The sequence below is a fragment of the Trichococcus sp. TS_SC_9 genome, from assembly GCF_056156325.1.
On sequence record NZ_CM149591.1, the window covers coordinates 2545816 to 2559583 of the forward strand.

The window sequence follows — 13768 nt, forward strand, 5'->3', positions numbered from 1 at the left end:
CAATAACAACATACCGCATTAATCAGACAACCACATTCGTATGGTTCGACAACAGCGCGATGTAAGCAGCGCTGACGGGCTTCTGACGGATAGTCTCGAGGCCTTTTTTGTACAGGTTCATCTGGCCGCGGTACTTGTCGACGATATTCTCGGGCAATACCGGCGCTTGATCGCCCACGAAATCGGTTTTGAAGTCGTAGAGGACGATATGATCGTCGTATTCGATGAAGCCGTCGATGATACCGTGGATCAGCAGATTGTCGGTTGAGTCTTCCGGCATCTCCGCGAATATCCGGCTTGCCGGGATCAGCAGCGAGAACGGCATCTCCCGTCTCACCCTGTCGGCATTCGCCTGGATTTCTTGGCCCAATTCCGTCCGGAAGAACAACGCAATCTGTTCCGCGTCGAGCCTCTCCGCAACAGCCTTCTCCAGCAACCCTTCATCTACCAATTCAAGCAACAGTTGCGCCACATAGGCTGCGGTGATTTCCTTTTCCAGATCCACGGACTGCATCACGAAGTGGGTCGCGGTACCGATCTCGGCGCTGTTAGGCATCACCATCTCCTGCATGAAGCGCGGACGCGGGAATTCGGGCTCCACATAGCGGGAGACCCGTTTGGTGTCGGAAAGGTCCAGCTTCAGCATATGGCTCTCATCCGGATCCTCGAACAGGCGCTTGATCTCCGAAACGGATTGGTAGCTGGTTGTAGTCGTTGCCGCTTCGTGGTTATATTTCGCCTCCATCAGGGCAACAGCCAGCTTCATCTCTTCCGCCAGCGAATGTTCATGCGTTTCGACTTTTGCCGTCGCCATCTGCTCGATTTCGTCTTTCCACTTCGATTCGTTGATTTCCTCCATGGCGACCGGGATGTAGGACAATAGGTCTTCCTCGCGGTAAGTCTGGATGCTAAAGTGCACCGGATAGTGCGTCAGTTCGCCGCGATACTCCTTAGGGAAATGGTCGTTCTCGGCATCCTCATGCCGGTACAGGCACATACCGAGCCATTTCATCATTGAGCTAGCTTGCAGGCGCAGATAATCCGGCAGCAGCTTTCCTCTTGTTCCGTCGGCCACCTGCCAATCGGCCCAGAGCTTCTCCTCGGATTTATAGGAACCGACCAGGAACAGTTTCTGCTCGGCGCGGGTGAGAGCCACATAAAGCTTACGCATCTCTTCAGCCAGCAATTTTTTCTTCTTCTCGATCGCCAACGCTTGGCGCGCCAAGGACGGATACTGGACCCGTTGTTGGACGTCGAAATAATCGGTCCCGAGTCCTTGCGTCTCCGAGAAGATATATTTGCTTTGCGTGTCGCTCAGGTTGAACCGCTTCGACAGATCCATCAGGAAGACGACCGGGAACTCCAGCCCTTTGCTGGCGTGGATGGTCATGACTCGGACGGCATCCTCATCGTCACTGAAGGAAGTCGGCTCCGCCAAATCTTTGTCGCGCTGTTGGATCTTCTCGATGAAGCGGATGAACTGGAACAGCCCTTTGTAGTTCGTTTCCTCGTACTTCTTGGCCCGCTCGTAGAGTGCATGCAGGTTGGCCGTCCGCTGCTTGCCGGCTACCATGCCACCTACGTAATCCAAAAAATGGGTGTCGTTGTAGATGGTCCAGATCAGGGTGACGAGACTGCTCCGTCTGGCCGTGTTGCGCCATTCGTGCAAGCGTCCCATAAACAGGGCCAATTTGCTGTGCGCGTCCTTGATTTCCGCAGTCTGGTCGATTTCAGTAGCTTCGGATATTTTGATGAAATGCTGCACGGCTTCGTAGAAATCGCCGTTCTTCTGCTGGATGCGGATCAGCGCCAGCTGCTTCTCGTCCAAACCGACAATCGGCGAACGCAGCACTGCCGCCAGCGGGATATCCTGGCGCGGATTGTCGATTACCTTCAGCAAGGACAGGATGATCGAGACCTCGGTGCGCTGGAAATAGCTTTCCGTGTCGTTCAGGATGAGCGGTATCTGGAAATCCTTGAAGATCTCAAGGATGACGAGGTTGTTTTTCTTCGTCGGCGTCAACAGCACGATGTCACGGTAGGAAAGCGGTCGCTCTTCCTTGTTCTTCTTGTCGTAGATCAGAAACTTCTCATCGATCAGCGCCTTAATTTTCTGCGCTACCATCGTGACTTCCCCGGCTGTCTTATCGTCGATCGTCAGGTCGGCTTCGAGATCGTTCTCCGGCGTGAGGGCTTCCTCGCCGTTGTCGGCATTCTCCGACAGGTAGATCAGCAGTTCCGTCTGGTTGCGCTCGCTCTCCGGAAAGGATTTGTTGCCGGCCTGGAGCTTCGCTGCTTCGTCGTAGTCCATCTGGCCAACTTTTTCGTCCATCAGCTGTTCGAAGATGAAATTCGTGAAATGAATGACTTCTGCGCGCGATCGGAAGTTTTCCGCCAGAATGATCCGTTCTCCGCCGTTTTTGTCGGCAAAGGCCGCGTATTTGCGCAGGAACAGGCTTGGATCAGCCAAGCGGAAGGCGTAGATGGACTGTTTGACATCCCCGACCATGAACAGATTCTCGGTTTCCGGCTGGTGCCGCGTCACCCAGTAGAGGATGCTCTCCTGCAGCTGGTTCACGTCCTGATATTCATCGATCAGCACTTCCTCGAATTTATTGCGGTAATAGGCGCTCGCGTCGCTCATCTTGCGCTCCCCGTCCTCGGCGATCGGCGCCAGAATCTGCAGCGTCAGATGCTCCAGATCGTTGAAATCGAGCACATTGTCGTCCAATTTTCGTTCCCAATAGGCTTCGGAAAAGCGTTTCGTCACCCGGGCCATCTCTTCCGCATAGGGGTGGATGCCGAGGAGCACTTCCTCCTGTTCAGCAAGCGGCCTGTTGAGGTACTGCGCGCTCAGTGCGGCGAAATCCTTCTTGTATTTGTCGCGCAGGCCTTTCAGCAGCGCCTTTTGATCCTTCACTTCATCCGGATCGGCCTTCTTGCTGCTCGGCCAACGCGCAAACTGCACTTGTTCGTTTGCGATCGTGTAGGCCAATTCGTAGTCATCCTGCTGGACAGCTTCCAACAGGCGGTCGGCATAGCCCTGTTCGGTTTCAAAAATTTCGCGTTGGGCAGCCGTATCCACGTCATCTCCGGCCAGATGCCGCGCTTGTTCGATGTCGTAGCGGATGCCTTCAATCAGGCTCAGCAACTGCGGCTTCAGCAATTCTTGGTAGAGCACACTGTTCGTCAACCCGTCTTCGGTGTTGTACAGAGACGGCAAGGAATCCAGCCAGCGGTAAGGAATCGGATTCGCGCGCGAAAAATCATAAAGCGAGAAGATCAGCTTCATCACATCGTCATCGCTGCGGTCCTTCGAATAGGCCTTGGCCAGATTCTTGAAGTGCGTATCCGGCTCCCCGTAAAGCTCCTCCTTGACCTCTTCCCAGACGTCCTCCTTGAGCAGCTCGACTTCGATCGTGTCCGCCAATAAGCGGAAGACCGGATCCAGATCGATTAGATAGAAATAGCGTTGGATGACCTTCAGACAGAAGGCGTGGATCGTCGAGATGTTCGCTTGCGGCATCAGCGAGAGCTGCTTGATCAGGTGCAGGTATTGTTCCTGCGACTGGGCTTCGTTGATGGCGGTCTGGATGGCGCCCGTCATCCGCTCCTTCATTTCCTTGGCTGCCGATTCGGTGAAGGTGACGACAAGCAGTTCATCGACGTTCGTTCCGCCCTTCACTTTTTCGATGATCCGCTGAATCAGGACCGTCGTTTTGCCGGATCCTGCCGAGGCGGAGACGAGGATGTTGTCCCCGGTCTGGTAGATCGATTGCCATTGCGTTTCCGTGAATTTTTCATTGGGTGTGCGTGCCGGTATGCCCGTCATCATTGCTCCTCCCCTTCCTCGTTGGATTCTTGATTATTCTCGTCGCGTTCTTGCTTGATCTTCGAAAGGACTTCATCCTTCGTCAACTTGCTGAACTTGCGGTAACGGTTCTCCGGCAGCGTGTTGTCGAACTGCGAAATGGCGCGATAAGGCCCGCTGACGGTCGGCGTATACGGCCGTTCCTTGATCGGGTCCAGCTTCAGGTCGCCGGAAAGAATCTTGTCGCCGGCCTCCACCATGTTTGCCCGATTCTTAGCGATCAAATGGTTGAAATCATCCAGTGTGATCAAATCGTCATTTTTGCCCAGATTGCCGGCCTTGAGTTTTTTGAAGGTGAAGATTTCCGAAGCCTGGCCGCTTTCAACAGACGGATCAATCAGGTCCAACACGGCCGTATCGTTCAACAACAACCCTTTCAGCTTGTAATCGGTGATGATCGTCTTTTGGTAATCCTCTAATGTCATGAAGCTGTTCTGCTTGATGAACGGATTCTTGACGTGCAAGTAGAAGGCCCCTGCCGGCAAGGTTTTCCCGGCCAGCAACTTGTCCGCGTTCAGCAAAGCCACATCCAGATAGGTGATCATCTGCATCGCCAAGCCATAGTAGGCGTCGGAGAAATCGAAGCTGTGCGCGCTCGATTTGTAGTCGAGGATGGTCAGGTAATTCGAGTCCCCGGCATTGACCAGATCGATCCGGTCAATCTTGCCGCGGATGTGCAAGGTGCCGCCGTTGTTCAGCGGCATGTCGAGCCCATCCAGCATCTGTTCGCCGCCCATTTGCCCGAAGACCGCTTCGGTGCGGATGTTCTTCAGCGCCGTCCGTCGGCTGTGCTGGTTGAGCACCCAAGCCATTTTCTGGATCGTTTCACCCAACTGGTCGCGGATGAAGGCCATTCGGTTGGAGGTCCTCAGAATTTTGAATTTTTCGCTCCCGTAGAGCTCATCCAGGACGGCATCGGCAATCTGTTTGACCGTCTCCTCGCTCAGATCAGCGGTATCGATGAGCCTGCTCTTCAGCTGGTTGACGATCTTTTCCAAAGCTTCATGGAAAAATTCGCCTGTGCCGGCAGCGGACAGCTCGTATTTCGCCCGTTCCTTGAGCTTCAGGCCGTATTGCAGGAAGTGGCTGTACGGATCTTCGAAATAGCGCTCGAGCTGCGAGACTGACAGATACAGCTCTTTCCCGTAGAGTTGTTCGGCTACCGGAGCCGTCAGCTTGCTCGGCACGTTCTTGTGCCAGAGGCTGGCGAAAACCTGCTGCATGATCCGTTTGGCTTGCGGATCCTTGGAGATGTAGGTCAAAATGTATTTCCATAGCGTCGGAACCGGCACGTTCGTCGCGCGCTGGTGGCGCAGCAGATGGACCAGTTGGCTGATGTTCTGTTGTTTGCTGCCAAGGAATGCAGTCGTATCCTCCGCATCGGCGATGTCCTGGTGTTTGATTTCGACAGGGATCTGTAGCGCATTGGCTACGCGCGACACATAAGGCGAAATCTTCGGCGATTTCTTGCTGTCATCCGCACTCATCGGATAACTGAAGATGACCCTCTCCGTCCCCGAAAGGAAAGCTTGGTAGGCCACATACGGTTCGGCGGCCATCGATTCCGAGGTCGTCGGGTGCAGGTATTTCTCTTCATTATTATTCAACGAAGCGCTGAGACGCTCGCGATCCTCTTCCGTCAGCAATGATTTGTTTTCTTTCTGCGCAGGCAAATGGTCCTGGGTCATCCCCATCAGGAAGACCACCTTGGCCGGCTCGAAACGTGCCCCCTCGATGCTCGAGAAGACGACCTGATCGATGCTCGGCGGCACCAGGCTGAAGGTCGCGTTCTGGAAACCGGTCAAAAGGATCTCATGGAAAGCTGCAGCCTGGAAAGGGCTGTCCCCCAGAATTTCGACGTATTCGTCCAGCAGATTCAGGAAAACTTTCCAGATCTGCTCCTGTTGCCGCGCCTGGATCAGGTTCCCCTGCGCCAAGGCTTCATCGCGCCAGAACAACATCTGTTTGTCGACTTTGGCGGCGATCAGGAAATTGTAAAGGTTTCTCGCTGCTTCCCGTCCGGTTTTGGCCTTCGCCATCTTCTGGAAGAACGGCAGCAGCAGATCCCTCAGATAATTGCGGACCTCGTTGGAAGTATCCTGCATCCGCCTGTCCTCGGGGCTCTGGTTGCTGTTGCCGTCCTCGTCCCTGAATGTCGCGAAATACCAGTCATCTTTAGAAAGCCAGCTGTTGCCTTCATAGCCATATGCCAGCAAGACATTCTCAATCACGTCGACCTGTTCGCGGAAGCGCAGAACGGCTGCCGATATTTCCTCCAGCCCTGCCGGATTTTCATGGTTTGCCGGCGTCAACAGTTCCGTGCGCAGCAAGCGCATGATGTCCGGATAGCGCCAATGATGGCGGCGGATGCGGAACAATGCGTCGATGAAGTCCATGAACGGATGGTGCTTCATGGCATCCGCTTTGTCGTAGAAGACATCCATCCCATCCTTGTCGAAAACCGGCTTCACCATCGTTTCGTATTCTTCGACTGTCCGCGCCAAAATCAGGATGTCTTTGTAGCGGTAGCCGTCCTCGGCGACCAGTTTCTTGATCTCGTTGGCAACGTGGAAAACTTCCGCCTGTTTCGTTTCGCAGCCCCAGACCCGGATAGCTTCCTTCTGGTCGGCAGTCAGCTCGAATGAGCCTTGGACTTTGTTGGCGGTCGCATCGGTGGATGCGATCCAATAATTCTCCAGAACCAACATAGCATCCTTATACCCATCCGTGTCCTTCGCAATCCGTTGGTCCTTCATTACAGGAACGCGCAGACCCCTAGCCAAATGATAGAGCGTGTAGTAGGTCGATCCGGCCGTATAGAACAGCTGATGCATGGCCGGCGGTTCGCTGACATAGGCTTTGTCCAGCGCCAATGTGATCGTGACTTGTTTTGCGGAGCGCAGCAGCGTCGTGACGATCTGCAGCTCGCGGGCCGTGAAACGGTAGAAGCCGTCGATGAAGACATAGGTGTTCTGCATATCCAGCGTTTCGATGACACCGGCCAGCGCCTCAAGAATGACCTCCTTTTCGAGGTACTTATCCAGCAGCGCTTCATTGAAGGCATGGTAGAGCTCCTTCAGTTCCGTCAACTTGAGCTGGAAATCGGCCTCATTGCCGGATTCGGCTTGGTTCGCCAGAATCCCCTGCAGATCTTCCTCTTCGATGCGGCCGCTGCGCAGCTCCAGAAACAGATCAGTCAGCTGTTTGATGAAGCCTTCCTTGTTGGCTTCCCGGCGGAAAAGGATCAGCTCCTGTTCTTTCTCCATCAAAATCTTCCGCACCAGCATGCTGAGGCCGGCTTCCGACAATTGCTGCTGCTGGAAGATCGGCGACTTCTTCAGCAAATACCACGCCAACCGGCTGAAACTGAACGTCTGCAGATTCATCGAACCCATCATATCCTGCCCGCGAAAAGTCTCGAATTCCCAAAGCTTTTCCAAAATCGACATCTCCGCTTCGAACTTCGCGTGCTCCGGAACCAGCACAAACACCTCCGCATCCGGCTCCTCAGTCATGATTCCCGAAATCCGCTCATATATCGCTTGTTTCTTGTCCGCCGATTCCTTGCCTAAAATAAACTGCAACCCCATCGGATCGCCTCCTGTTCGTGTATGTCAATAATGTTATTTTACCATAAGGGGGTGGGGATACCTTGAGTTAAAGGGTAAATAAAAAGCGGAAATCCATTTAAGCTGGATTTCCACTATTTTCATATTTTATAATAATAAGCAGTGTCATGATACGCACATGCATATCACATGTGTTGCTGCGGCTTTTTATCTCATCAGCTATGTTAGAATCCCCTAACTAAATTGGCCAATCAATTATTGATAGGGCTCTCCGTATTGTGTCTAAATGAGGTTTTAGAGTTTCTCCATCAATAACTGTTCGTTTTCATAATTAATATACAAGCGATCACTTACTTTTTGATATCTACGCAATTTACTGTCCACTGAAATTTCCCTCAGCCGAAAATTCCCAATATATCTATAACTAAATTTCCCAGAATTATCTTTGATTCTAGCAAAGACCACTCTTAAATTACCTACTTCATGATCAACTGTTTTACCGTCTTCACGAATATTCTTTTCTATGATAACACTCCAGTCTTCATTTAAGTAGTTCAACCATTGACTATGCTCTTCTTTTTCTTTTGTTGAAATAGTCGGAAACCAAACCTGTGTATGTTCATCAACAATAGTAACTACGAAACTTGCCTGTTGATATCTTGTATAATTTTTGAAAAACAACTGGTTAGCAACGTCAGGAATTACACGAAAGCGGTAAAAATCATCAACCGATATATATCCATTTTTCTTTATTCACTCTTTAATAGGTATATCTGTATCCCATTCTTTAATTTTTTTATCTACTATTTTTTCTTTTATCTCTGCTGAAACTGTTTCTATTCGCTCTGTTAAATTTCGTAATGGTAACGTTGCATCAATCCGTTTTAATTCAAATAAGCTATCTTTACGAATGGATGATAATTTTTCTTCGATAGTTAATTCACGTTTTAAATCAGATTCAATATTTTTTTTATGAAAAGCCTCGTCTACTTCTACCCCTATATTTAATTGAGGAAAGTACAAATCGATTAAATAATATTCATTATTATCACCCTTTACATACTGCTGCGTTACAGGTCTTATATCTAAAAAATCAATTTTTTGCCAGATAGCATTCAGTATATAATTCTCATAATCTTTTCGTTTAGTCCGAGAAAAAGTCTTAATTAAATATTCCAGCTTGTCCATCTAATCCTCCTTGGAAATTTCTCACTTTTAGGAATCTCTTTTAACTATGATACCGTTCTCAACAATATTCACACTTAACACTTCTTCTACTATTAGGTGATCTCTCAAATTCATGCCCTTTATCACACTTCCACCAGAAAACTTTTTTCGAAAATCTGGTTATTTTATCTGGAGTAATCTTATTTTTTTCAGTATCCCATTGTTTAGCTATCTCTGGAGCCTTAGCAGCTAAAGAGTTCTCTTTTTGTGTTTTTTTAAGAGCTTTTCTTCCGTATAGTTCATAACACTCTCGACAACCTGTTCCATTCTTTCCTGCTCTCCTAGAAATAGTAGCTTCATAACTATGACTTTCTTTACATAGCCAATATACCTTCTTCTTGCTTCCTCTTGTTATTTCATCAGGTTTAACGTTAAGATTTTTTTCATAGTCCCATTCTTTGATTAAATCTTGATGTGTAGTAGAAAGACAATTTGTAGCATTCACTCTTTTTCCGGCACAATAAGGACAATTCTCACCGCCTCCTGTCCTCTCATTAATAATCTTATCGTAAGTAGTTTTACAAATTTGACAGTCCCAATATACTGTTTTATTGGAGTATGGTAGATACTCATCCGGATTCTTTTGGTTTTTACTATAGTTCCATTCTAAAGCAAGATTGGGGAATGATAGTGCTAAGTTATTTTCTTTTGTCGCTACTTGTCCATCACACACCTTACAACTATGCCCTTTTGTTTTACTGCCTATCTGAGCTAAGTAAGAGTGCTCTTTGTCACATTTAAAATACGCCATGTAGTTTGAGGAAGGAGGGAAATGTTCAGGTCTCATTAGGACATTTTTTTGATAGTCCCATATTTCTTCTATAAACGGATAATAATCTAATACATTTATCTTTGCTACTACAGGAGGCAGCGTTGATAATATAGCCATATTATCTCTATCTACATCAATATTCTTTCTTATCTCCCCTATTACTAAATCTAGCTCTTTGAATCTATTGATAAGCATGTCTAACAAGTGATTAAGCATGTGTTGAACTGACTTATTGCCTTCCCGTTTGTATGAATATTCTTCAACGTCTTCAATATTTATAAGAGGCAATCCATTATCTCTTATTCTAATGATTACATACCCTTGCTCTACTATTAATTCACTTTTCTCTATATCATTGTTAACTTTGTTAGCATGAGTATGTCCTCCGTCATACTCAATGATCAATTTTAAAGAAGGTACATAGACGTCTACAGACTTATAAGGTTCAATATTTTTTATTTCAGAATTTAACTTTATATCTTCAAAAGAGTCTTTAAGATAATAGAATATTGCCATTTCAGGAAAAGAAACATTGTAGCGTTCCATGCACTTAGGACAACCGGTTTTTTTAATTGCTCTACTTTTTACTTGTGCATTCCAGAGGTGGCCACATTTCTTACAACGCCATTTCACTATTTTATCTGATCCAGCTGAGACATTATAAGGAGTATCCTCTTTATTAGAGGATTTATACCATTCTTCTATTAAGTCAGGCTGTTCTACTGCTACTGAATTTCTTGCTTTGTACTTTTTCGCCATACTCTATCCCTTTCAGATTTTGAATGTGTTTCTTATTTTCTTCTCATTTTCATATCGATTTTCTGTTTTTGGAAGACTCAGCAAATGCTTTTACCATTGGTCCTTCATATAGAATTAAAATGTACAATTATTGCAGAATGATCTGTGAAATTATTGACTCTTAATGTATCATCAATTTCAACTTCTATAAGATCTCTATACAGTGAGGGTGTCATTAGTGCATAATCAATTCTCTTTTCTGTATTAGCTGTTGGTTTACAATCTGGTTTTCCCTTTTCTAACCAGGCATCAATCGCGCCATATCCCAGCAATTCATTAAACTTCTTTTTTTGAGTTGTTCCAGGATCAAAAACATTCATATCTCCTATAAACAGTAATTTTTCATTATTTTTACATTTATAATAATTAATCATACTATTCCAATAAGGTTCATCCCCTAAAGGAACATGAACTCCAACAATTGTATAATCATGTAATTTAATTTCAACTGATCTTCTTGTTCCAGAAAAGTTTTCTTTTGAATCTTGAAATTTTTCATATTTAATAAACATTGCTGTAATGCTAGGATCACCTTTTAAGCATGCTTCTTTAAAACTATTAGGATAAACTATTTCGTAACCCCATTTATTCAGTTTACTAGTAAATGATTTTGCAACTGGTGAATTACAATCAAACTCTTGAACAATAACAATATCAAATTTATTGTCGTATATATATTCTTGGATTTTCTCCGCATTAAATTGAATATTCAGATTTTTTCTCCAATTTCTAACTGCTTCTTTCCAACCGCTGGGGTCTTTAGGTGTATATAATGGTTTAGAATTTATTCCGCCAAAGTTGTTTAGATTTATACTTAAGATTTTCATTATTTAGAATCGCCTCTCTCCATTTAGCATATTTATTATTCATAGCCTTTTTAATGGCTTTTTCCGATAGGGTAAAAAGCCCCTTTTACTATCTTTTTATATAGATTGATACCTTTGGTACTTAAATTTATAACTACTAGTTATCAGTTATTGTATCATTTATGTGCTTAAACAAATATATTTAATCTGTCTTAATGAAAGTAAGCCCGAAATATAAAAAATAGCGCACCCTCTGGTGCGCATCACGAATAGCCGTATACCATGCGATTTTTTCGCGAGTATCCGGCTATTTCTTTATTTGTTGCCACATGCCTCTTGGATATTTTTCGACCACGGCATATACTCTTCTAGCACATCGTTGCTTTGATGGAAGTCCAGATTGGGTAAATCCATAAACAGCTTTTTGATGTATTCATAGAAATCAACCCCATTGCTTTTGGCAGTCTCTGCCAGACTCAAACAAATGGCGTTCGCCTGCGCTCCAGCTTCACTGAAAGAAAAAAGCCAATTTTTTCTCCCTAAAACATTGGGTCTTATGGCGTTCTCGGCAGCGTTATTGTCGATTTCAATGCGCCCATCGTATAAGAACGCCTTTAATCCATCCGCTCGTTTCAATGTGTATTCAGCTGCAGTCACTAAGGCGCTTTTGCCAGTAAACCACGAGGTTTCAATCCATTTGAAAAATTCGTCTATGATCGGCTTCGAGTGTTTTTGGCGTTTTTTGCGGTGTTTACTTGGAGATAGCTTCTTGAAAGACTTTTCCAGTCGATACAATTTATCGCAGTAATTCACGCCAATCCGTCCTTTTTTACTGTCTACTTTTAACCAGTAGCGACGCACGTGTGCCCAACAATTCGCAAAAGTCACATCTTGAAGCTTGCCGTAGGCAGAATAGCCATCACAAATGATCGTCCCTTTGTATCCTTCCGTGAAATGTTCAAGAACCGCACGCGAGCGTGACAAGGCGCTATCGAACAAGACGATTGTTGGTCCTTGGCTAGGTACACTGCGATAAACCCAGTTATAGGCATGCGTTTGTCCCTTTTTCCCGTCGGAACGCTGAATGATTTGGGCATACGTTTCGTCGACATGTAAAATGGATTTGGCCATTAGGCCTGCCTTCATGTGTTCATAAACGGGCAACAACCAGTCCGTAGATGCCCGGATGACCCAATTGGAAAGATTTTTGTCATTGGTTTGCAGTCCGTAGCGGTCCCATTCCTTTACCTGGCGGTAAAGGGGAAGGTATTGCACAAATTTGTCATAGATAACTTTGGCGAGGACAGTAGGACCTGCGAGGCTGCGCTGGATTGCTGATTTTGGCGCTTTTCCGCGTTTGATTTTAGCTGACTGTAAGGTATCTCCTTTGCAGTTCTTGCACTCATAGGCATGTTTAATATGCTGTACCCTCATCATTTTTGCAGGAATAAAGGCAGCTTCCTCGCGGGCAAGCGTACTGCCGATTTCGGTCATCTGATGTTGGCAACAGTCGCAAATGGTGTTGTCCGGATGGTGGTGAATCGTCTCCGTCTCGACATCCCCACGAAGGGAGTCGTTTCTTTTCTTGTTGTGGAGCTTTCGTACAACAGTATAAGAAATCTCCTGTTGGCTTTGTTCTTCTGTATGCTCAGAATCTGAAAAAGACGAGGGATGCTCATCTTCAAATAAAGATCCTTGCCCATCGGGCGTAAGGTACTTGGATTTTTCCGTTTTGGATCCGTACAAGAGCTTGGTTAATTGCTGTAGCTGTTGGTTTAAAAATTCGATTTGATCCAAGGATTTATCCAGCTTTTGGGATAACGTATTAATTTGTTCGTTCGCATGGGCTAACTGCTCCTCTAGCAATCGGATTAATTTCTCGGATTGATCTTCCTTCTTAAAAGAATCTTTTGCCACAACACTCACCACTTTCGTCCAATTTCGTTCTTTATATTATACGCAATTTCAGAAGCGAAAAGAAAGAGTAAAATGGTAAGAGTGTGAATTCAGAACACGCCTTTTGACGAAGGCAGAATCGCTTTGGGTTGCTGAATGGATAGACCTTCCAAAAGCCAACGCAGTTCTTTCTGCGAAAGTAGGCGCACTTCATTTTCATCTTTGGGCCATTGCAGCTTTCCGGCATCTAATCGTTTGTAAAGCAAGGCGAATCCGTCTCCATCAAAATACAAGCATTTATAGCGGTCTTTGGATCTCCCAGAGAACAAGAAAATGGCGTCTTCATAAGGATCAAGTTCATAAACGTCTTGAACAAGTGTAGCTAATCCATCGATGCCTTTCCTCATATCCGTCTTGCCGCAAACGATGTAGATGTTTTTTACGCTGGTATAATCATATTTCATCGAGGCTCAATCCCCCTCATAATCACCTGCACGACGTGCGGATCTATGCCATTGAAGAACGATATTTCAACGGTGGGCGTTTTAATCGTACAAATCGGTTGCAAAGGTGGTATCGCTGAGTCGGTGACAGAATGAAATTCTTGTTCGGGGTGTAATTGAACGGGGACAATGATGGGTTTTTGTTGTGGCATATGAAAAGCACCTCCTTAAATTGATACGTTTATCGTACCAGGAGGTGCGGATCGTTTATATGCGTCTTTTGAATGCGGGCTTACTATGATATAGAGCATGACTTTTTATCAGATGGTTCCACTTTACAAATATCAAAGAGGAACCGATGGGCGTGTATAAGATAATCAGAAAAA

The 13768-nt window shown here is 46.2% G+C and carries 9 protein-coding genes; all 9 read right to left on the reverse strand.

Annotation, left to right across the window (positions count from 1 at the left end; translation table 11 throughout):
• Positions 1–22: 22 nt before the first annotated feature.
• The 9 genes from addA to AC0J5I_RS12515 all read right to left on the reverse strand — a co-directional run bounded on the left by addA (position 23) and on the right by AC0J5I_RS12515 (position 13594).
• Positions 23–3835: a helicase-exonuclease AddAB subunit AddA gene (addA, locus tag AC0J5I_RS12475; RefSeq protein ID WP_475300353.1), complete on the reverse strand. Its 3813-nt coding sequence runs from the start codon at positions 3833–3835 to the stop codon at positions 23–25.
• Positions 3832–7461: a PD-(D/E)XK nuclease family protein gene (locus AC0J5I_RS12480; protein ID WP_475300357.1), complete on the reverse strand. Its 3630-nt coding sequence runs from the start codon at positions 7459–7461 to the stop codon at positions 3832–3834. Before AC0J5I_RS12480 ends, addA begins: the two co-directional genes overlap by 4 nt.
• A gap of 273 nt (positions 7462–7734) precedes the next feature.
• Positions 7735–8193 (reverse strand): hypothetical protein, encoded by a 459-nt coding sequence (locus AC0J5I_RS12485; RefSeq protein WP_475305716.1) that lies wholly within the window; start codon positions 8191–8193, stop codon positions 7735–7737.
• Positions 8194–8628 (reverse strand): AbaSI family restriction endonuclease, encoded by a 435-nt coding sequence (locus AC0J5I_RS12490; protein WP_475300360.1) that lies wholly within the window; start codon positions 8626–8628, stop codon positions 8194–8196.
• A 58-nt stretch (positions 8629–8686) separates the two neighbouring features.
• A complete protein-coding gene (locus AC0J5I_RS12495; RefSeq protein ID WP_475300363.1) occupies positions 8687–10198 on the reverse strand; it encodes a zinc-ribbon domain-containing protein in 1512 nt (503 codons plus the stop codon).
• A 104-nt stretch (positions 10199–10302) separates the two neighbouring features.
• Positions 10303–11064, reverse strand: a complete 762-nt coding sequence (locus AC0J5I_RS12500; protein ID WP_475300367.1) for an exonuclease/endonuclease/phosphatase family protein — start codon at positions 11062–11064, stop codon at positions 10303–10305.
• Positions 11065–11358: 294 nt separating this feature from the next.
• A complete protein-coding gene (tnpC, locus tag AC0J5I_RS12505; protein WP_475300370.1) occupies positions 11359–12960 on the reverse strand; it encodes an IS66 family transposase in 1602 nt (533 codons plus the stop codon).
• 89 nt (positions 12961–13049) lie between these two features.
• Positions 13050–13403, reverse strand: a complete 354-nt coding sequence (gene tnpB, locus AC0J5I_RS12510) for an IS66 family insertion sequence element accessory protein TnpB (RefSeq protein ID WP_475300374.1) — start codon at positions 13401–13403, stop codon at positions 13050–13052.
• On the reverse strand, positions 13400–13594 hold the full coding sequence (locus AC0J5I_RS12515) for a hypothetical protein (protein WP_475300378.1): 195 nt from the start codon (positions 13592–13594) through the stop codon (positions 13400–13402). Before AC0J5I_RS12515 ends, tnpB begins: the two co-directional genes overlap by 4 nt.
• Positions 13595–13768: the final 174 nt, after the last annotated feature.

Coding starts and splice junctions, on each gene's coding strand:
- addA (WP_475300353.1), bottom strand. CDS start 3,835: ATGATGACGGGCATACCGGCACGCACACCCAATGAAAAATTCACGGAA.
- AC0J5I_RS12480 (WP_475300357.1), bottom strand. CDS start 7,461: ATGGGGTTGCAGTTTATTTTAGGCAAGGAATCGGCGGACAAGAAACAA.
- AC0J5I_RS12490 (WP_475300360.1), bottom strand. CDS start 8,628: ATGGACAAGCTGGAATATTTAATTAAGACTTTTTCTCGGACTAAACGA.
- AC0J5I_RS12495 (WP_475300363.1), bottom strand. CDS start 10,198: ATGGCGAAAAAGTACAAAGCAAGAAATTCAGTAGCAGTAGAACAGCCT.
- AC0J5I_RS12500 (WP_475300367.1), bottom strand. CDS start 11,064: ATGAAAATCTTAAGTATAAATCTAAACAACTTTGGCGGAATAAATTCT.
- tnpB (WP_475300374.1), bottom strand. CDS start 13,403: ATGAAATATGATTATACCAGCGTAAAAAACATCTACATCGTTTGCGGC.
- AC0J5I_RS12515 (WP_475300378.1), bottom strand. CDS start 13,594: ATGCCACAACAAAAACCCATCATTGTCCCCGTTCAATTACACCCCGAA.